Here is a 19200-nt window from a genome sequence, read left to right as displayed (position 1 = left end):
TAGCGTGGACGCCATGAGAGAAATTCCTCGCACAACGTTCTCCCTTGGCGGCGACCTCCCGGTGAGCAGGATCGGGTACGGCGCGATGCGTCTGACCGACCGCCCCGACCCGGCGGTCCCGGCCGCGGAGTCCCCCATCTGGCGTCCCCCGGCCGACCGCGCGGGTGCCATCGCGCTGCTGCGCAGGGCCGTGGAGCTGGGCATCCATCTGATCGACACCGCCGACGCCTACGCGCTCGGCGCCAGCGAGGAGCTGATCGCCGAGGCGCTGCACCCGTACGCGGGCGGCGTGACGGTGGCAACCAAGGTCGGCGTGGTACGCCCTTCGCCGGGCGAGTGGGTGACCCACGGCCATCCCGCCTACCTGCGCCAGCAGGCCGAGCTGGGGCTGCGGCGGCTGCGGGTGGAGCGGATCGACCTGCTGCAACTGCACAGGATCGACCCCGAATACCCGCTCGCCGACCAGATCGGGGCGCTCAAGCAGCTCAGGGACGAGGGCAAGGTCCGCCACATCGGCCTGTCGGAGGTGAGCGTGGACGAGCTGCGGCAGGCGTCGGAGATCACGCCGATCGCGAGCGTGCAGAACCTGTACAACCTGACCACCCGCGAGCACGAGGACGTGGTCGACTACACGGCCGCGCACGGGATCGCGTTCCTGCCCTGGTTCCCGTTCGCGGCGGGCTCGCACGCCGGCCCGGGGAGCCCGCTGGCCGAGGTGGCGGCGGAGGCCGGCATCACGCCCGCGCAGGCGTCGCTGGCCTGGCTGCTGCGCCGCTCCCCGACCGTGATCCCGATTCCGGGCACCACGTCGATCGCCCATCTGGAGGAGAACGTGGCGGCGCTGTCGGCCGAGCTGACCGACGAGCAGTACGAGCGGCTGTCCGCCACGACCTGACCAGAGCGGGGATGCCGGCGGCCGGCCTGGGCGGGCATGCCGGCGGCCGGCCGGCCGGGGACGCCGGCGGCCGGCCGGGGCGCGGGTGGCCGGGGTCAGGCGATGACGAGCTCGCCGACGCGGTCGGCCAGCGCGTCCCTGGCCGGTTGCGGCAGGCCGGCGTCGGAGATGACCATGTGCGCCTCCCCGAGCTCGGCGATCGTGCTGATGCCCACCGTGCCCCACTTGGTGTGGTCGGCGGGCACGACCAGGCGGCCCGCGGCCTCGACCAGGGCGCGGTCGGTCTCGGCCTCCATCATGTTCGGCGTGGTGAAGCCGGCCCTGATCGTCATGCCGTGCACGCCGAGGAACAGCAGGTCCACGTTGAGCTGGCGGATCGCGGCCACCGCCACCGGGCCGACCAGGGCGTCGGACGGCGTGCGGACGCCGCCGGTGAGCACGACCGTCTGGTCCGTCCGGCCCGAGCGCTGGAAGACCTCGGCGATGCGCACCGAGTTCGTCACGACGGTCAGCGCGGGGACGGCGGCCAGGTGGTGGGCGAGCGTCCAGGTCGTGGTGCCGGCCGAGAGCGCCACGGCGGTGCCGGGACGTACGAGCGCCGCGGCCCGGCGGGCGATGGCCTTCTTCTCCGTCTCCTGGCGCACCGACTTGACCGCGAAGCCCGGCTCGTCCGTGGAGCCGATCACGGTGGCGCCGCCGTGCACCTTCGCCAGCAGGCCGCGCTCGGCCAGCGTCTCCAGGTCGCGCCGGATCGTGATGTCGGAGACGCCGAACGCCCGCACCAGCTCGATCACCCGGACGCCGCCGTTCTGCCTGACGAGCTCCAGAATCGCCTGCTGACGCTGCGGGGCGAGCATCGCATCACCAGATCCCAACCCAACAGGTTCCGACACTCCCGATCGCATCATGACACGACCACGGCGTCGCGACTGTCGGCAATTCGTCATAGAACCGTGCGTTGACAGTCGGAAATGTTCGCTTTTCGATGAATGAAGATGAGCGAACTCGGGGGAATCCGAAGGGTCCTGCAAGGAGGAACCCAACATGGACCAACGGTTGCCGATGTCCCGTCGTAGTCTCCTGCTCGGCGCCGCCGCGCTCGGCGTGCCCGCCGCCCTCGTGGGGTGCGGCTCCGACACGCCCGCCCCCGCCCCCGGCAAGTCCTCGGGCGGCCTCGGCACGGTGACGATCGGCTCGAACGCCTCCGACGAGATCCCCAAGAAGTCCCTGGACACCGTGGTCAAGGGCTTCACCCAAGCCACTACCAAGATCAACACCGTGGATCACAACACGTTCCAGGAGAACATCAACCGCTATCTCAAGGGCACGCCCGACGACGTGTTCACCTGGTTCGCCGGCAACCGCATGCAGTTCTTCGCCGAGCAGGGGCTCGCCACCGACATCTCCGACGTGTGGCAGGAGATCGGCGGCGACTACACGCAGGCGTTCAAGGACCAGTCGACGGGCCTCGACGGCAAGCAGTACTTCGTGCCGTTCACCTACTACCCGTGGGCGGTCTTCTACCGCAAGAGCGTCTGGCAGGAGAAGGGGTACGAGGCCCCGGCCACGCTGGACGAGTTCACCGCGCTGGCCAGGAAGATGAAGACCGACGGGCTCATCCCGATCGCGTTCGCCGACAAGGACGGCTGGCCGGCGATGGGCACGTTCGACATCCTGAACATGCGGATCAACGGCTACGACTTCCACATCTCCCTCATGGGCGGCAAGGAGTCGTGGACCGACCCGAAGGTCAAGCAGGTCTTCGACACCTGGCGGGGCCTGATGGAGTTCCACCAGCCCGCGGCGCTCGGCCGTACGTGGCAGGAGGCCGGCCAGTCGCTGGCCCAGAAGAAGACCGGGATGTACCTGCTCGGGATGTTCGTCGCGCAGCAGTTCCCCGAGGCCGACCGCGACGACCTCGACTTCTTCACCTTCCCCGAGATCAACCCGGCGTACGGCACCGACTCGATCGACGCCCCCATCGACGGTTACATGATCTCGGCCAAGGCCAAGAACGTGGACGGCGCCAAGGCGCTGCTCAAGCATCTCGCCCAGGCCTCCTCGCAGGACATCGCCACCAAACTCGACCCGGGCACGCTGGCCGCCAGCTCGAAGGCCGACACCTCGGGTTACAGCGCCCTGCAGAAGCGCGGCGCCGAGCTGGTCTCGAAGGCCACCCACATCGCGCAGTTCCTCGACCGCGACACGCGGCCGGACTTCGCCTCCACCGTGATGATCCCGTCGCTGCAGTCGTTCGTCGGCAAGCCGAACGAGATCGACTCCCTGCTGACGAGCATCGAGAAGCAGAAGGCCAACATCTTCCGCTGATGGCAGTCAAAACCCGTCGCTACTCCGCCCGCGACGTGACCATCCTGGTCATCGGGCTGGGGGTGGCCGTCATCGTCAACGTGGGCCTCATCTGGGGGCCCACGGTGGCCTCCATCGGCCTGTCCGGCACCGACTGGAACGGCATCGGGCCGATCGAGTGGGTGGGCGGGCAGAACTACCACGACCTGGCGGCGGAGTATCCGCCGTTCTGGTCGGCCGTCCGCAACAACCTGCTGTGGCTGGGCTTCCTCGGGCTCGTCGCGACGCCCTTCGGGCTGTTCTGCGCGGTGCTGCTGGACCGGCGGCTGCGGCTGTCCCGGGTCTACCAGAGCGCTCTATACATGCCGGTAGTACTATCCCTGGCCGTAGTCGGCTTCATCTCACAGCTCGTCTACTCCTCCGACTACGGCGTGCTGAACGCGGTGACCGGGCTGACGGTCGACTGGCTGGGCGACAGCTCGATCAACATCTGGGTGGTGATGGTCGCGGCGGGCTGGCGGCACGTCGGCTACGTCATGGTCATCTACCTGGCCGGGCTGAAGGCGGTCGATCCGGCGCTGAAGGAGGCGGCGGCCATCGACGGCGCCACCGAGCGGCAGGCGTTCTTCCGCGTGGTCTTCCCGACGCTGCGGCCGGTCAACGTGATCGTGCTGGTGATCACCGTGATCGAGGCGCTGCGGGCCTTCGACATCGTCTACGCCATCAACAAGGGCAGGAACGGGCTGGAGCTGCTGTCCGTGCTGGTCACCGAGAACATCGTGGGCGAGGCCAGCCGGATCGGGTTCGGCTCGGCGATCGCGGTGATCCTGCTGGCGATCTCGCTGGGGTTCATCGTCACGTACCTGTCGCAGATGTTCAGAGGGGAGGAGCGATGACGCTCACCGCGCCCGCCGCCGCTCCCCCGGCCCAGTCGCGGCGGCCGCCGTCGCGGCCTCCCGTGCGGCCGCTGCGGATCCTGCTGCACGTCTTCCTGGCGCTGGTGGCGCTGGGCTGGCTGCTGCCGCTCGCGCTGGCCGTCTACGCCTCGCTGCGCCCGTACGAGGAGACCGCCCGGCTGGGCTACTTCTCGCTGCCGGAGCACATCACGCTCGACTACTACGGAGAGGCGTGGAGCCAGGCAGAGCTTCCGCACTACTACCTCAACACGTTGATCATCGTGGTGCCCGGCGTGCTGGTGACGCTGTTCCTGGCGTCGTTCACGGCCTTCGCCATCGCGCGGCTGCGCATCCCGGGGCGCAAGGTGCTGCTCGTCGTGTTCACGGCCGGGAACCTGCTGCCGCCCCAGGTCCTCATCACCCCCCTCTACACCCTCTACACCCTCATCCCGCTGCCCGAGTGGCTGTCGGACTCGCAGTCGCTCTACGACTCCTACCTCGGGCTGATCCTCATCCACGTGGCCTTCCAGTTCGGCTTCTGCGTCTTCGTCATGGCCAACTTCATGCGCACGATCCCGGAGGAGATCACGGAGGCGGCGCTGGTGGACGGGGCGAGCGTGTGGAAGCGCTACTGGCGGCTGACGCTGCCGCTGTGCCGTCCGGTGCTGGCGGCGCTGTCCACGCTGCAGTTCACCTGGATGTACAACGACTTCCTGTGGGCGCTGGTGCTGATGTCGTCGGGCGACAAGCTGCCCGTCACCTCGGCGCTGAACAACCTGCGCGGCCAGTTCTTCACCGACTACAACCTGCTGGCGGCCGGATCGGTGCTGGTGGCGCTGCCGACGCTGATCGTCTTCCAGCTCCTGCACAAGCAGTTCGTCGCCGGGCTCACCCTGGGGGCGACCAAGGGCTGACCTCCCGCCGCCCGCCTCGCGCCGGGCACGCCCCCGGCGCGGGTCAGGGCTGGATGAGCGCGCGGAAACGGGCCGCGACGTGGTCCCACGCCCATTCGCGGACGACCCAGTCGCGCCCGCCCGCGCCCATCTTGCGCGCCTTCTCCGGGTCGCTCAGCAGCTCGACAACGGCCTGGGCCACCTCGCCCGCGTCCTCGCCGTTCACCACGAGCCCGGTCTCGCCCTGCCGCACCGCGTCGGGCGCGCCGCCGGACGCGCCCGCCACCACGGGCAGACCCGTCGCCGACGCCTCCAGGAACACGATCCCGAGCCCCTCCACGTCCACCCCGCCCCATCGGGTACGGCACGGCATCACGAACACGTCGGCGGCGGCGTAGTAGCCCGGCAGGCCGGCGGCCGGCACCGTACCGGTGAACCTGATCGACTCGTGCCCGGCGGCCAGCCGCTCCAGCGTCCGGCGGTAGGGGCCGCCGCCCACGAGCAGCAGCACGGCGCCGGGCACCGCGCGCAGCACCTCGGGCCAGGCCCTGATGAGCTGGTCCTGGCCCTTGCGCGGCACCAGTCTCGACACGCACGCGACGACCGGCCGGTCAGCCAGGCCCAGCTCGGCCTTGGTCACGCCGGGGTGGAACTGGCCGACGTCCACGCCCGGCGCGAGCCGTACGAGCTTGCCCGGCGGGATGGCGGCGACCAGCCGCTCGCGCGTGTAGTCGCCCAGATAGGTCACCACGTCGGCCTGCTCGCCGATCCGGCGCAGGACGGCGCGGAAGCCCGGTGCGCTCGCCCACGACGCCTCGTGGCCGTGGGTGAGCATCACCACGCGCCGCGCCCCCGCCGCGCGCAGCCGGGGGGCGAGCAGGCCGAGTGGCGCCGCCGCCCCGAACACCACGGTGTCCGCGCCGTGCTCGGCCACCAGCCGGGCCGCCCGGCGCGCGACGGCCGGGGTGGGCAGCATGAGCCGCGTCGGATGGCGCACGATCGGGTACGGCTGGCGCCGGTCGAACTCCTCGCAGCCCGGCCAGGCAGGGGCGTAGACCAGCACGCCGGGCGTGCGCAGTGCGAGACCGTGCACGAACGACTGGATGCCGCCCGGCCTGGGCGGGAAGTCGTTCGTGACGATGAGCACGTTGGGCGAGCTCCCCGGCCCGGCACCCGAAGCCGCCGCGCCCGGATCCGCGTCAGCGCCCGGAACCGACGCCGCGCCCGCGCCTGTCCTCGCGCCGCCCGTCGCTGAGCCCGCGCCCGGATCCATGCCCCTGCCCCTGCCTGTGCCCGTGCCCGTGCCTGTGCCCGTGCTTGTCCCTTTGCCGGTCCCTGTGCCTGTCGCGGCGTTTGTCACGGCACGGGGACGCCGTTCAGCTCGGCCCATGCACGGGCCATGGCGATGCGCTGGGGGCTGGAGGGATGGGAGGCATAGAGCACATATTCCACCGCATCCGCCGACAAGTCGGAAATATTGGTGACTGCCAGGCGTTTCTGCATCGCGATGAAGGTTGCCGGGTCCTTCGTCAGGTCGAGCGCGTGGACGTCGGCCCTGGCCTCGATGTGGCGGCTGACCACGTTCTGCAGCGGTCCCAGGATCAGCCCGCCGAGGGTCATCAGGCCCAGGACCGCGCCCACGGCGCGTGGATCGGTGATCGAGGTGAAGCCCGCGCGCCGCCCCACCGGCCCGATCAGCAGGTACAGCAGGATCGCGCCCACCGCCGAGCCCAGGCCGCCGATGAGGGTGCCGGACAGCACGTCGTTGTACTTGGCGTGGCCCAGCTCATGCGCCACGACCAGCTCGACCTCCGGCTGCGGCGCCTTGAGCAGCGTGTCGTAGACGACGATCCGGCGCGTGGCGCCGAAGCCGGACACGTACGCGTTGAGCGCCGTCGTCCTGCGCGAGGCGTCGGCGACCAGGACGTCCTCGACCGGCACGCGGTCCCGCTCGGCCATCGCCAGCAGGTTCGTCCGCAGGGGGCCCTGCTGCATGGAGGTGAAGTCGTTGAACAGGGGCTCGAACACCACCGGATACACGAACGACGCCACCACGGTCAGCGCGAACGCCCCGATCGCGGCCGGGATCCACCAGCGCCTGACCTTGCGGGCCAGCGCCACGAGGGCGAGCAGCATCAGTGCCAGCAGGAACACCTCGACGGCCATGTTCTTGAGCCGGTCCGTGGTCCAGCTCGCCCAGTCCTGGAGCGACAGGCCGTAGTCGCGCAGGAGCGTCTCGACCCACATCCCGAGCGGCCACCTGATCACCTCGGTGAGCGCGGTGATGACCACGACGCCGACGAGCACCCGCAGCCACCAGGGCCCCCGGAGCCTGCCCAGAATCAGGGCGCCGATCGGGGTGGCGACGAGCACCCCGGCCACGATGATCGTGAGGGCGAGGGAGAGGTAGCCGGGCAGGGTCGTGGCCGCGTCGAACGCCTGTGCCCTGGCGATCTGCTGCGCGGTGAAGTCGCGGGCGGGATCGGGCGGTCCGCCGGTCAGCACTCCCCATGGGGTGCTGAAGGCGGCCACCACCAGGGTCACCAGGCCCAGCAGCACCAGCGCCACGGCGGCCTGCCGGCGCAGCCGGGGGTCGTCTGTGGTGCCGGCGCCCTCGGGCCGGCCGTCTCGCTTCACGGACACATCCCCACCATGCCCCCGCTCCGGCGCCGCCGCCCCGGCCGTGCCTCCCACGGCCGTACGATCGACCGTCGTACTGACCGGACCGGCCCGACCACGATCGACCGTTGTATCGCCGTCAACGGTCGCGGCGGGCTCATCCCCCGGTCCTGAGTCGTCCGCGTCCTGCCGCTCGCTCATCTGCCTCCCCTTCACACGAGCCGTCTACGCGAGCTGGGCACGCACGTAGTCGCGCCACCGTGCCGTCAGGGCAGCCGTGGACAGCCCCCGCGAGTGGAGCGCCCGATCGACGCCTACCGCCTGGGCGGCACGGTAGAGCCCCACCAGGGTCCCCTCACCGAACCGGTCAGCCAGGAAGCGACACGCCAGCCAGGCCTCCTGGTACGCCCGCGCAAGCCGTTCGGGGTCCCGCCCGTCCGCCGCGAAAGCCGCAGGCCCGGGCAATTCACTTGGCAGCCTTCCAGCCCGCACCTCGGCCGCCAGCTCGGCGGCCGCGGTCCGGACGGGGATCCCGGCGTCCCGGTAGCCCACGTAGTCGGCGAACCCTTCGTAGAGCCAGACGGGCAGATGATCGGTGCCCGCGGCGACGTGGGTGAGCTCGTGGGCGAGGACGACGTCCTTGCCCGTCGGATTGAGCATCGCGAAGAACTCGGGGACGACGATCACCCGCCCGCCGTCGGCCACCGCCGCCAGCCCGTCGAGCCGCGCCACGCCGGCCAGCTCGGCGGCCTCCTCCGTGGACCCTGGAACGACCACCAGCGGCCGCACGGGCCCGCCCAGTACGGCGGCGACCCGCAGCCCCGCCACGTCGGCCCTGCGCGCCAGGTCGTCCAGCGAGCCCGGGGCGGTGTGATGCCCGACGACGACGGACCGCGCTCCGCGCGCCACAAGCACGCCTTCACGCCACAGGCCCCGCAGCGCGGGAGGGAGGTCGGGGGACGGGAGTTCGGGGAGCCTGGGGGCCGAGGCGGGCGCGGCGAAGGCGAGGAGCGCCAGGCAGGCTCCGAAGGCTCGCCTGCTCACCCGCTCCGACACGCTGCCCGATCGTAGCCGCCCACTGCCACTGCCGACCGCGATCCAGGATCGTCACCACGCGGATCGCCCCGTCGCCCGGCTTCCTGCGGGCCGGCTTCCTGTGGCCCGGCTTCCTGTGGCCCGGTTTGCCGTCACCCGACTCCTCCGGGGTCGGCCGATCGTCGCCGTCGAAGAGCTGGATGGGCCCCTCAGGCGTGCCCTCGGCCTCGCCGTGAATAACAAAAAAGACGACCGCAGAAGATGAGAGAAATGCGACGCCCCGCCCGGGGGGCCGGGCGGGGCGGAATCACATGCCGGGACGGACTGCGCCGACGAACGACGACTTGCGCCACCCGCCCAGCTTGTCGATGCGCACCCGTTCGCCTGTCCGTGGCGAATGGATCATCTTGCCCTTGCCGACGTACATGCCCACATGGCCAAGCCCGCTGAAGAACATCAGGTCGCCGGGCCGGAGGTTCCGCCACGAGACCTTGTTCCTGATGCGTGAGAACTGGCTGCTCGCCACGCGCGGGAGTCTGACCCCGGCCTTCTTCCAGGCGTACTGGACGAGACCGGAGCAATCAAAGGAACCAGGCCCTGTGGCGCCGTACCTGTACGGGTCACCGATCTGGTTCTTGGCCACGGCGATGGCCTTGCGGGCCTTCGCCTGCTGGCGAGCGATCCTGGCTGCCCGTTGCCGGGCCGCCGTGGCCGCCTTCGAGGTCACAGCGGTGGTAGCCGCCTTGACTGTGAAGGTTTCGACCGATTCGCTCCTCGTCGCCGCCTGAGCCGTGGGGGCATGGAGGATCAGACCTCCGGCCGTCACGGTCATCGTTAGCGCAACACCACTAAGGGCAAGGCGGGACAGACGGGGGTTCTGCAGGGAGGTAGACAGGATTTCTCCTTGTGTCTTCCACGAACGCCTACCGGGTTAGCTGACGGATTCGGGCCTGGAAGTAGCCCTACGGCGCGATTGGCGCGCCGATTCACCCCTGATCCCTGGGGAATTGGGATCGCTGGGTCCCCGGTTCCGTGCTCCTGGCTGCACGGATTCGGCAGGTCACCGCCTGACTTATGTGTCGATATGGGGATATCAGCGGTGACCGACGGATTTTTTAGCTGTCTCACATCGGGAGGGACCGACGCGGGTTCGCGGCGACATGGCTTGTTCGCCGCGACGCCAGAAGCTACGCCGAAAGGTCAAGGATCAGCAAAGCGGGAGTCAGGTTGTAAAGATCAGATAAAGGTGTCAGTAAGGCGTCGAACCCCTGCTGGAGCGCCAGGTTCCGTTATTGAAATGTGACCCTGCTCACACTTCCGGATACACAGGCTTGTCAGGTATCAATTGTCACTTTCGTCACATCCGTCGCGCCGTCAACCGGAGTCCGGTCGGCGGCAGGGTCCCGGACGCGATGCGTTCCCGCTCGATGCGCCATAGCTCGTTCACGAGCTCTGTGTCACCATTTGTCAGCTTTCCGCCGATATATCGAGACAAGTACGGCTCCCGCCGCACATCCGCCATCTCGAACCGCTCGGTGACGGCGGCCAGCATGGCCGCGCCGGTCGCATGATCCTCGTGCGCCTCCCGCCATCGCGTGACCGGGTCCCGGCCGGCCTCGCGGGGGAAGTCCGCGAGCCCGGCGGCGGCCAGCAACGACGCCGCATCGTAGAACCAGGTGGCCGCCGCCGCATTCGCCCAATCCCAGGCGAACTCGTCCAGCACCAGCACGCCATCGGGCCCGAGCAGCGCGGACGCCCGGTCGAGCACGGTTTCGAGCGGGTGCATGTGATGCAGCGACAACGACATGACGACCGCGTCGAACGGCTCGTCGTCGTAGTAATCGGCAAGATCGGCCCGTAGTGCGGGCACTCCCGACGCCCTGGATGCCGCCACGGCCGCCTCCGAGACGTCGATCGCGGTCACCCCGTGACCGCGCCGCGCCAGCTCGGCGGCCAGCTCGCCGCGCCCGCAGCCGGCGTCGAGGATGCGGCTCCCCGGCCCGGGCAGCACCTCGCCGAGCCAGCTGTACTGGTGGTTGTCACCGGATGTCGTCTCCATATGCCGAGGATGACGGCAGGGAGATATCAGCACCACTGCAGGTTCGGCATGGGATCCATAAGCTGGGCGCATGCTAGAAGTCTGGTCGCTCAAGGTGCTGGCGGAGGTGGGCCGGCTCGGCTCGTTCTCGGCGGCGGCCGAGGAATTGTCGATGACCCAGCCCGCCGTCTCCCGGCAGATCGCCCTGCTGGAGCGGCACACGGGGGTGAGGCTGTTCGACCGGCTGCCGCGCGGCGTGCGGCCCACGGACGCGGGGCGGGCGGCGCTGGAGCAGGCGGAGGAGGTGCTCAAGGGGATGCGGCTGTTCGAGACCCGGCTGCGGGCCTTCGCCGGCGCGCAGGCCGGGCGCGTGCGGGTGTCCGCCTTTCCCAGCGCCGCGACGCGTTACCTGCCCGAGCGCTTCCGCACGTTCGCGGCCCGGCATCCGGAGGTGGAGCTGTCGATGACCGTACGCTCCGGCGCCCACGACGCGTGTGCGGAGCTGCTGGACGGGGAGGTCGACATCGCCCTGCTGACCGCCTGGGACGACGCGAGCGCGCCCGGGATCGCGGTGACGCCGCTGCACGAGGACGAGCTGCTGGTCGCGCTGTCCGCCGCGCATCCGCTCGCCCATGGGGATCGGGTGCGCCTGCGGGACCTGGCCGACGAGCCGTGGATCGACGGCACGCATCCCGACTGCCTCGGGCCCGTCGCTCAGCTCACGAGCGCTTTGGGGCGCGCGCCGCGGATCAGCCACTTCTGCGATGACTGGAACGGCCGGCAGGGGCTGGTGGCGGCGGGTGTGGGGATCATGTTGTATCCGTCGATCGCCGGGCATTCCTCCGCCCGGCCCGACATCCGCCTCCTGCGGCCCTCACCGCCGCTGCCCTCCCGCGCGGTCCTGGCCGCCACCCTGCCTCCGGCCGGCCGGGCGGCCACCGTCTCCGCCTTCCTCGCCACGCTGACCGCCCCGGCCTGAACACCGCGCTCGCGTCCCCCCGGGCACCGACCAGGCGAGCGCGCCTGATACCGCCGGCGATCAGGAAGGGACGCTCACGGGCGGATGGCGCCCACAATGCGGCGGCCGTAGGACGACAGCTTGACGACCTTGACGACGTCGCCCGTCTGCGGCGCATGGACGATCTGCCCGTTGCCGGCATAAATGCTGACGTGCCCCAGCCCCTCGCTGAAGATGAGGTCACCCGGCTGCAGGTCGCTGAGCGAGACCTTGCGGTTGGCCCCCCACGCCCACTGCTGCCACGTCGTACGAGGCAGCGACACCCCCGCGGCCCGCCACGACGCCTGGGTGAGCCCCGAGCAGTCGTAACCGCGCGGCCCCGTCCCGCCGTAGATGTACGGCTTGCCGACCTGCGCGAAGGCGAACCGGAGCACCGAAGCCGCGTTCCCCGACGCCGGCCCCGTGTACTTGATGCCCACGCTGTTCGGGTTGCCGGGGTTGTACGCCCCCAGCTTCTTCAGGAGCTTCTTCTGCTCGGCGATCAGTTTCTCGATCTCCGAGCGCTCCTTCTCGACCCCTTCGCGTTCCTCGTCGGCCGACTCCAGCGCCTCTTCCGCCTTGTCGCGCTCGGTCTTCAGCCCGCGGTTCTCACGGTCGAACGCGGCCAGCTTCTCCGCCCGCTCCTGCGTCATCTGGCCGGTCATCGCCATCCGGGCCAGCAGGTCCTCGGGACGCTCCGCCCCGACCAGCCCCGGCCACGAGGTGGCGAACTCGCCGAGCTTGTAGCTGTCGACCGCCATGTTAACCACCTGCGCGCGCAGGGTCTCGACCGTCTCCAGCTTGCGCTTGTAGCGATCGTTCAGCTTCGTGTAGGCGCTCTTGGCCGACTTGTAGCGCTCGTTGGCCGTGTTGTACCGGTCGACGACCTTGTCGGCCTTGTCGTTGAGCTTTTCGAGCTTGGCCTTCGCCTGGCCGAGCGTGGGCTTGGGATCAGCGACGGCCGCGCCCATAGGAACCAGTACCAGCCCGATCACGAGACCCGTGGCCACCGGCACCCGACCGAACCTCACAGTGTCGCCTCCCAGGGATTATATCTGGGGCGAAATAGTACAGAAGTGGCGGGTGAGGTCCCACCTAAACCTAGCAAATCCCATGAACTCGTAAGAATTTAGGCCCGGCCCAGCCTGCGCAGCAGCAAACCAGACGGAACGGGTCTGGCACCCATCCGCCGGACCGATTCGGCGACCTCGCGATCCGACGACACCACGGCGATGGCCCGGCCGGGCGGCTCGGCGCGTACGAGCTGGCGGATCAGGTCGTCGGCGATCTCCCCAGGCGCGCTGAACAGCACCCGGACGCCGCGGGGCGCCACCACCTGCACCGGGGCGTTCAGCTCCGCGCCGTCGAACACCACGGTCACCTCGACCCGGGTCTGCGCGACCAGCCCGCCGAGCCCGGTCATCAGGCGGGTGCGCTGGTCGGCGAGGGTGAGCGTGCCGTAGCCGGTCTTGGTGACGTTGTAGCCGTCGATGATCAGGTGCACCTGCGGCAGCGCCAGCAGCTGGTCGAGGAGCTGCGGGTCGTCGTCGGCCAGCGCACGTGCGGGCACCCCGCGCACGCCGGGACGCTCGCCGGTGATCGCCGCGACGGAGTCGGCCGGCCTGCTGATCATCGTGGGCAGGGCCAGCTCTCTGCGCAGCCCGGCGGAGGCGTCCTGCAGCGCGTCGAGCAGCACCCTGATGCGGGCGTCCTCGATGCTCCTGCCCTCGCGCGCGGCCCTGCGCGAGGCTTCGAGCTGCTTCTCCACGTCAGCCAGCCGCTCGCGCAGCCGCCGCAGCTCGGACTCGCCCGCGCTGCCCGCCGCCGAGGCGGCGGACCTGGCCTCCTCGGCCGCCTGCTCCATCTGCTCGGCCCGGTGGACCGCGGACTTGGCCCGCTCCCGGGCGTCGTGCAGCTTGCGCCGCAGATCGGAGTTTTCCGCGCGGGCCGTCTTGATCTGCTCGCGCAGCCGGTCGGCCTCTTCCTTGGCGGCGTTCTTCTGCACGGCGAGCTGCTCGCGCAGGCGGGTGACCGCCTCCTCGCGCTCGGAGCCCTCCGCGGCCACCGCCGACTGCTCCAGGTCGGTACGGGCCGCCTCGATCATCTCCGCCCACCCCGGCGGCCTGGTCAGATAGGCGGCCGCGGCCACGAGCACGGGATCGGCGGCAGGCGGCACGTTGCCCTCGGCCAGCGAAGTGACCAGCTCCGGCCAGCCGGCGGCCACGGACTCGGCGACCAGCTCGCGGAACTTCTTGTCGTTCTCGAGCTGCGCCGCGATGGGCGCGCTGCCCAGCTTGGCCCGTTTGCGGGGATCGAACTTGGCGATCCCCCGAAGGGGCGGCGGGATGGAGACACCGGGCATCGTCCCGAGAACCTGAGCCGCCAGATCGACGACATTCATCCGCACCTGCTCGGGAAGCGGGCGAGACAAGCCTTCACCCGCTGAACTCATCCCACTTGTCCCTTCGTGACATGCCCTTTCAGACAAGGGTACGGCTGCCGCGTACCTGACCGTAACGGCCACCTGCATATGGACAAGCGCTTGGTAGGGGGTATACGACTGTGCAGGGGTTGCCGTTCACCCAGGAGGCCAACCGTGACCGAGCAGCTGCGTACCTCCACCCGCGACCTGGAAGAACTGCGCGAACTCGTGGCCGCCTGGCTGCGCGGCCGCGTCGGCGCCGGCGCATCGGTGTCCGAACTGTCCAGACCCTCGGGAAATGGCATGTCGAGCGAGACCCTCTTCTTCACCGCCACATGGAGTGAGGGTACGACGCGCTGCGTGGCCAGGCTCGCACCAGCGGCGGAGGCCGTTCCGGTGTTCCCCGCCTACGACTTGCGGGCCCAGTTCGAGGTCATGCGCCTGGCCAGGGAAAAAGCTGGAATCCCAGCGCCCAGGACGCTCTGGTTCGAGCCCGATCCCGCGCCGCTCGGGACCCCGTTCTTCGTCATGGAGCGCGCGGACGGCGAGGTGCCGCCGGACGTGATGCCGTACACGTTCGGTGGCTGGCTGCACGACGCGCCGCCGGAGGACCGGCGCAGGCTCCAGGACGCGAGCGTCGGGATCGTGGCGGCGCTGCACGGGACCGCGTACACGCCGGAGGAGGTGGCCGCGCTCGGGAGGCCCGGCCTGCGCGCGCACGTCGAGGAGCAACGGGCCTACTACGAGTGGGCGCACGGCAAGCTGCGCATCCCCGTGCTGGAGCGGGCCTTCGACTGGCTGGAGTCGCACTGGCCGCGGGACCCGGGGCCGGACGTGCTGTGCTGGGGCGACGCGCGGATCGGGAACCTGATGTTCCAGGACTTCACGCCGGTCGCGGTGCTCGACTGGGAGATGGCCGCGGTGGGGCCGCGTGAGCTGGACCTGTCCTGGATGATCTTCCTGCACCGCTGGTTCCAGGACATCACCACCTCCGCGGACCTCCCCGGCATGCCCGACTTCATGCGCCCCGACGACGTATGCCAGAAATATCGGGAGCTGACGGGCTACGAGGCCCGCGACATGGACTTCTACGAGATGTACGCGGCACTCCGCCACGGGATCATCATGGCCAGGGTGTGGCAGCGCCGGATCCACTTCGGCGAGCAGCCCATGCCGGACGACCCCGACGACCTGGTGCTGCACCGGGCCACCATCGAGGACCTGCTGACCAGGTGAGCTCAGGCGCTCGCGTCGTAGACCAGCAGCGCGACCTGGACCCGGTTGTTGAGATCGAGCTTGGTCAGGATGCGTGAGACGTGCGCCTTGACCGTCGGCACGCTCATGTAGAGCTCCCGCCCGATCTCGGCGTTGGACTTGCCCCGCCCCACGGCCAGCGCCACCTCGCGCTCCCGCTCGCTGAGCCGGGCGAGCAGCTTCCTGGCCCGGTCCGTACGGTCTCCTGCCCCGCCGTCGGACACGTGCGTGATGAGCTGCCGTGTCACCGCGGGCGACAGGATCGCCTCCCCTGAGGCGACCTTCCTGATCGCCGCCACCAGGTCGGCGGGCGCGATGTCCTTCAGCAGGAACCCGGCCGCCCCCGCCCGCAGCGCCCGCAGCACCTGCGCGTCGGCGTGGAACGTGGTCAGCACCACCACCTCGGGCGGCGCGGACGTGCGGCGCAGCGCCTCGGTGGCGGTGAGCCCGTCGACGCCCGGCATGCGGATGTCCATCAGCACCACGTCGGGCCGGTGCTCGGCCACCATGGGCGGCACCTCGGCCCCGTCGCCGGCCTCGGCCACGATCTCGATGTCGGCCACGCCGCCCAGGATCATCGACAGCCCGGCCCGCACCATGGCGTCGTCGTCGACGATCAGCACCCTGACGGGCCCCTCGGCAGGCCCCTCGGCCGGCCCTGTCGCGCTGGTCATGCGTCCTCCCCCGTCGTCTCCACCGGCCACGGCAGCCAGGCGCGTACCACGAACTCGCCTTCCGGCGTCGTGCCGTGCTCCAGCCGCCCGCCCGACAGCTCCGCCCGTTCGGTCAGCCCGATGAGACCGGCGCCCGCGCCGGGCAGCCGCAGGGGGTGTCGGGCCCCGAGCGGGTTGCGCACCTCCACCGAGAGCCCCTTGCCGCGCTCGCCCGACACGGTGACGGCCACCGGCGCGCCGCCCGCGTGCTTGCGGGCGTTCGTGAGCGCCTCCTGCACGATGCGGTAGAGGTGACGGCCCGGTTTCTCGGGCGCGTCATCGGCGTGCAGGTCGAGCCGTACGTCCATGCCCGCCTGCCGGCACTCCTCGACCAGCGCGGGCAGGTCGGCGAGCGTGGGCTGCGGCCGGTCGGGCACCGGGTCGCCGGCGCCGGGCGGCGTGTGGCGCAGCACGCCGATCACCTCGCGCAGGTCCTGCAGCGCCAGGTGGGCGTTGGTCCTGATGGCGCCGGCCGCCCTCGCGATCTCCCCGGCGGGCGCGTCGGGGCGGAACTCCAGCGCGCCCGCGTGCAGGCTGAGCATCGAGATGCGGTGCGCGAGCACGTCGTGCATCTCCCTGGCGATCCGCTCGCGCTCCGAGCGTCTGGCCTCCTCGGCGGCGCTCTGGGCCTGCTGCCTGAGCGACCAGACGAGCTGCCGCCTGGCCCTGATCACGATCCCCCACGCGAAGGCCGTCAGCACGAACGCGACGCCGAGCGCGGCCGCGGCCGCGCGGCTCATGTCGTCCTGGGGCCGCAGCATGACATAGGGCACCAGGGTGACGAGGCCCAGCAGGACGATCGGTCCGGAGATCTTGAACGGCCGGTGCACCGCCACGGTGAACAGCGCCACCACGCAGGCCCCGCCCACGAGCTCCAGGTAGGAAGACAGCACGGTGGTCACCAGCGCCAGCCCGACGGGCCAGCGCCGCCGCAGCCACACGGCCGCGCACGCCAGCGCCCCGACGACCTGCTCGACGGCCAGGAGCGGCTCGGGCTGGTTCGTCATCTCGGTCAGCGACAGGAACGTGAGGCCGCCGGCGAGCAGGAACATGACGGTGTCGACGATCCAGTCGCGGGTCGAGCGGCGTACGCGCCTGCCCTCGCGGGCGTCGCCGAGCAGCACGGACGGCAGCGCCCACCGGTATTCGTGGGCGCGGACGCCGTCGCCGCGCAGTTCCGTCACGTTCATCGAGGTTAGGCCCTGCGGGGGGCTGCGCGACAGCGACCAAAGTCGGTGGCTCGCGAGACCTACGGACGACGCGGGCGGCACGCGGGGGACGCGACGCTGATGGCATGAAAGCGCTGGTGGAGGTGTTCGGCTGGCTGCTGCTCGTGCAGGGGGCGGGCGGCGCGGCGAACACGCTGTTCGGATGGTGGCACTGGGCGCACGGCCTGCTGGTGGTCAACCACGTGGGGGCCTTGGAGGGGTACGAGGTGTTCGTGTCCCTCGTGCTGGGCGTGCTCGGCCTGGTGCTGCTGGCCGTGGTCAGGTCTGTCAGGTCTGTCAGGTCTGCGAAGAACGCGGAGGACGGGAAGTGAGCTCGACCGTGCTGCGCCCGCCGCGCAACCAGGCCGATCCGCGGGCGGTCCCGTGGTGGACGGTCCAGTGGCTGATCCTGATGGTGCCGGTGGCCGTCGCGGCGGTGGCGGCGTACTGGCTGTTCACCGAGCGGCCGCTCTGGCTGGGCGTGGCGGTGGCGGTCTTCGTGACGGGCTGCGTGACGCTCGCGCTGGTGGCGCCGCGCGCCTCCTACCGGGTGGAGCGGTGGGAGGTCACCGACCAGGCGGTCTACACCCGCAAGGGGTGGCTGACCCACACCTGGCGGGTGGCGCCGATGTCGCGGATCCAGCGGGTCGACACCGCGCGTGGGCCGGTGCAGCGGCTGTTCGGGCTGGCTGACGTCACGGTGACCACGGCCTCGTCGGCGGGCGCGGTCAAGATCGAGGCGCTGGACCACGAGGTGGCCGCCGAGCTGGCCGAGCGCCTGACCGCGATCACCCACGCGACGCCCGGGGACGCGACGTGACCGGCCGGCCCGCGCCGGAGGCCGCCCCGCGCCACATGAGGGGCACCGGGCTCGCGGATGACGGGTGGCGGCGGCTGGCCGGGCGGAGCCTGTGGGCCTCCGGGATCAAGTCGCTGGCGATCGTGGCGGGCGCGGTGGCCGGGCTGGTGCGCTTCCTGCTGGGACGGGACTGGCCGGCCGGCGGCGTCGTGGCCGTCTGCGCGGTGGCGGCGGTGCTGATAGTGGCCGCGGTGCTGGCGTACGACGCGGCCAGGCTCCGCACCACCCGCTGGCGGCTCACCCGCGAACGCCTCGAACTGCGTTCCGGGCTCACCGTCCGCCAGCACCGCTCGATCCCGCGCGACCGGGTGCGCGGCGTGGACTTGCGGGCCGATCCGGTACTCAGGGCGTTCGGGCTGACCGTGGTCAAGGTGGGCACGGGCGAGCACGCGGCCGAGGGGACGGAGGTCGTGCTCGACCCGCTGGCCAGGCACGAGGCCGAGGAGCTGCGCCGGGTGCTGCTGCACCAGGAGGCGGCGGACCCGGCCGCCGGCGGGCCGCTCGCCGAGCTGCGCTGGTCGTGGATCAGGTACGCGCCCCTGTCGGTGTGGACGTTCACCGGGGCCGCGCTGGTGCTCGGGGCGCTGTACAAGGCGCTGGACTCGATCGGGTTCAAGCGGCTGACCACCGGCGCGGCGGCGGGGCTGTGGGACTGGGTGACGGCGCGGCCCCTGGTCGCGGTGCCGCTGCTGCTGGTGGTGAACGTGGTGGCGGGGGCGGCCGGGGCCGTCCTGCTGTTCGCCGAGTCGTGGGGGCGCTACCGGCTGGAGCGCGAGCCCGGCCGGCTGCGGCTGCGCCGCGGGCTGCTGACCACCCGCTCGCTGACGATGGAGGAACGCAGGCTGCGCGGGGTGGAGATCAGCGAGCGGCTGCTGCTGCGGCTGGCCGGTGGGGCGCGGGTCAAGGCCATCGCCACCGGGCTGGGCAAGGCGGCCAAGGACGAGACCGAGGACGTGGCCGCGCTCGCCCCGCCCCTCCCCCGCCACCTGGCCAGGCAGCTGGCTCTTATACCCATCCGACGATGCCGACGATACCCCTTGTGGTGTTCTCGGTGGTGCGCGTAT

Annotated in this window: 19 protein-coding genes and 1 riboswitch; of the genes, 9 read left to right on the top strand and 10 right to left on the bottom strand. The window is 70.9% G+C overall.

Annotated elements, in window-relative coordinates; translation table 11 throughout:
- The first annotated feature begins 13 nt into the window (after positions 1–13).
- Positions 14–895, top strand: a complete 882-nt coding sequence (locus ETD85_RS28525; protein WP_240779485.1) for an aldo/keto reductase — start codon at positions 14–16, stop codon at positions 893–895.
- Positions 896–990: 95 nt separating this feature from the next.
- Here the strand turns inward: ETD85_RS28525 and ETD85_RS28520 are convergent, their stop codons facing one another.
- Positions 991–1752 (bottom strand): DeoR/GlpR family DNA-binding transcription regulator, encoded by a 762-nt coding sequence (locus ETD85_RS28520; RefSeq protein ID WP_138692870.1) that lies wholly within the window; start codon positions 1750–1752, stop codon positions 991–993.
- Between the two features lie 187 nt (positions 1753–1939).
- Between ETD85_RS28520 and ETD85_RS28515 the strand changes: the two genes are divergently transcribed.
- From ETD85_RS28515 to ETD85_RS28505, 3 genes are read left to right on the top strand one after another with little or no spacing between them, the layout of a single operon-like run.
- A complete protein-coding gene (locus tag ETD85_RS28515; protein ID WP_240779484.1) occupies positions 1940–3223 on the top strand; it encodes an ABC transporter substrate-binding protein in 1284 nt (427 codons plus the stop codon).
- The gene (locus ETD85_RS28510; RefSeq protein ID WP_138692869.1) at positions 3223–4098 is read left to right on the top strand and encodes a carbohydrate ABC transporter permease; all 876 of its coding nucleotides are present in this window, start codon (positions 3223–3225) and stop codon (positions 4096–4098) included. The genes ETD85_RS28515 and ETD85_RS28510 overlap by 1 nt, the downstream gene beginning before the upstream one ends.
- Complete coding sequence (locus ETD85_RS28505; protein ID WP_138692868.1) at positions 4095–5012, top strand: carbohydrate ABC transporter permease; 918 nt, start codon at positions 4095–4097, stop codon at positions 5010–5012. The genes ETD85_RS28510 and ETD85_RS28505 overlap by 4 nt, the downstream gene beginning before the upstream one ends.
- A 43-nt stretch (positions 5013–5055) precedes the next feature.
- On the opposite strand, the gene ETD85_RS28500 is transcribed toward ETD85_RS28505, so the two are convergent.
- From ETD85_RS28500 to ETD85_RS28480, 5 genes are all read right to left on the bottom strand, one after another.
- Positions 5056–6138: a glycosyltransferase family 4 protein gene (locus ETD85_RS28500; RefSeq protein ID WP_240779483.1), complete on the bottom strand. Its 1083-nt coding sequence runs from the start codon at positions 6136–6138 to the stop codon at positions 5056–5058.
- Between the two features lie 209 nt (positions 6139–6347).
- Positions 6348–7634: a M48 family metallopeptidase gene (locus tag ETD85_RS28495; protein ID WP_240779482.1), complete on the bottom strand. Its 1287-nt coding sequence runs from the start codon at positions 7632–7634 to the stop codon at positions 6348–6350.
- A gap of 201 nt (positions 7635–7835) precedes the next feature.
- Complete coding sequence (locus tag ETD85_RS28490) at positions 7836–8666, bottom strand: gluzincin family metallopeptidase (protein WP_138692865.1); 831 nt, start codon at positions 8664–8666, stop codon at positions 7836–7838.
- Between the two features lie 286 nt (positions 8667–8952).
- Positions 8953–9477, bottom strand: a complete 525-nt coding sequence (locus tag ETD85_RS28485) for a C40 family peptidase (RefSeq protein ID WP_138692864.1) — start codon at positions 9475–9477, stop codon at positions 8953–8955.
- Positions 9478–9550: 73 nt separating this feature from the next.
- Positions 9551–9713, bottom strand: a riboswitch (cyclic di-AMP (ydaO/yuaA leader).
- Positions 9714–10002: 289 nt separating this feature from the next.
- On the bottom strand, positions 10003–10704 hold the full coding sequence (locus ETD85_RS28480; protein ID WP_170246884.1) for a class I SAM-dependent methyltransferase: 702 nt from the start codon (positions 10702–10704) through the stop codon (positions 10003–10005).
- Between the two features lie 70 nt (positions 10705–10774).
- Between ETD85_RS28480 and ETD85_RS28475 the strand changes: the two genes are divergently transcribed.
- Entirely contained in the window at positions 10775–11662 is an 888-nt protein-coding gene (locus ETD85_RS28475; protein ID WP_138692862.1) for a LysR family transcriptional regulator, read from the top strand.
- Between the two features lie 74 nt (positions 11663–11736).
- On the opposite strand, the gene ETD85_RS28470 is transcribed toward ETD85_RS28475, so the two are convergent.
- Positions 11737–12711 (bottom strand): C40 family peptidase, encoded by a 975-nt coding sequence (locus ETD85_RS28470; RefSeq protein WP_240779481.1) that lies wholly within the window; start codon positions 12709–12711, stop codon positions 11737–11739.
- Between the two features lie 98 nt (positions 12712–12809).
- Entirely contained in the window at positions 12810–14081 is a 1272-nt protein-coding gene (locus ETD85_RS28465; RefSeq protein ID WP_240779480.1) for an NYN domain-containing protein, read from the bottom strand.
- Between the two features lie 195 nt (positions 14082–14276).
- On the opposite strand from ETD85_RS28465, the gene ETD85_RS28460 reads away from it, so the two are divergent.
- Entirely contained in the window at positions 14277–15338 is a 1062-nt protein-coding gene (locus tag ETD85_RS28460; protein WP_138692860.1) for a phosphotransferase family protein, read from the top strand.
- 2 nt (positions 15339–15340) lie between these two features.
- On the opposite strand, the gene ETD85_RS28455 is transcribed toward ETD85_RS28460, so the two are convergent.
- The gene (locus tag ETD85_RS28455) at positions 15341–16030 is read right to left on the bottom strand and encodes a response regulator (RefSeq protein WP_138692859.1); all 690 of its coding nucleotides are present in this window, start codon (positions 16028–16030) and stop codon (positions 15341–15343) included.
- Positions 16027–17253 (bottom strand): sensor histidine kinase, encoded by a 1227-nt coding sequence (locus ETD85_RS28450; RefSeq protein ID WP_240779479.1) that lies wholly within the window; start codon positions 17251–17253, stop codon positions 16027–16029. Before ETD85_RS28450 ends, ETD85_RS28455 begins: the two co-directional genes overlap by 4 nt.
- A 110-nt stretch (positions 17254–17363) precedes the next feature.
- Between ETD85_RS28450 and ETD85_RS65940 the strand changes: the two genes are divergently transcribed.
- The 3 genes from ETD85_RS65940 to ETD85_RS28440 all read left to right on the top strand — a co-directional run.
- Complete coding sequence (locus tag ETD85_RS65940) at positions 17364–17609, top strand: hypothetical protein (protein WP_240779478.1); 246 nt, start codon at positions 17364–17366, stop codon at positions 17607–17609.
- Positions 17606–18097 carry a PH domain-containing protein gene (locus ETD85_RS28445; RefSeq protein ID WP_240779477.1) on the top strand — a complete coding sequence of 164 codons (492 nt, stop codon included), beginning with the start codon at positions 17606–17608 and terminating at the stop codon, positions 18095–18097. The genes ETD85_RS65940 and ETD85_RS28445 overlap by 4 nt, the downstream gene beginning before the upstream one ends.
- On the top strand, positions 18094–19200 hold a 1107-nt coding region (locus tag ETD85_RS28440), incomplete at its 3' end, for a PH domain-containing protein (protein WP_170246881.1). The genes ETD85_RS28445 and ETD85_RS28440, both read left to right, overlap by 4 nt.

The sequence above is a fragment of the Nonomuraea zeae genome (assembly GCF_005889725.1).
GTDB lineage: Bacteria > Actinomycetota > Actinomycetes > Streptosporangiales > Streptosporangiaceae > Nonomuraea > Nonomuraea zeae.
This window is presented reverse-complemented; position numbering and strand designations above follow the sequence as displayed.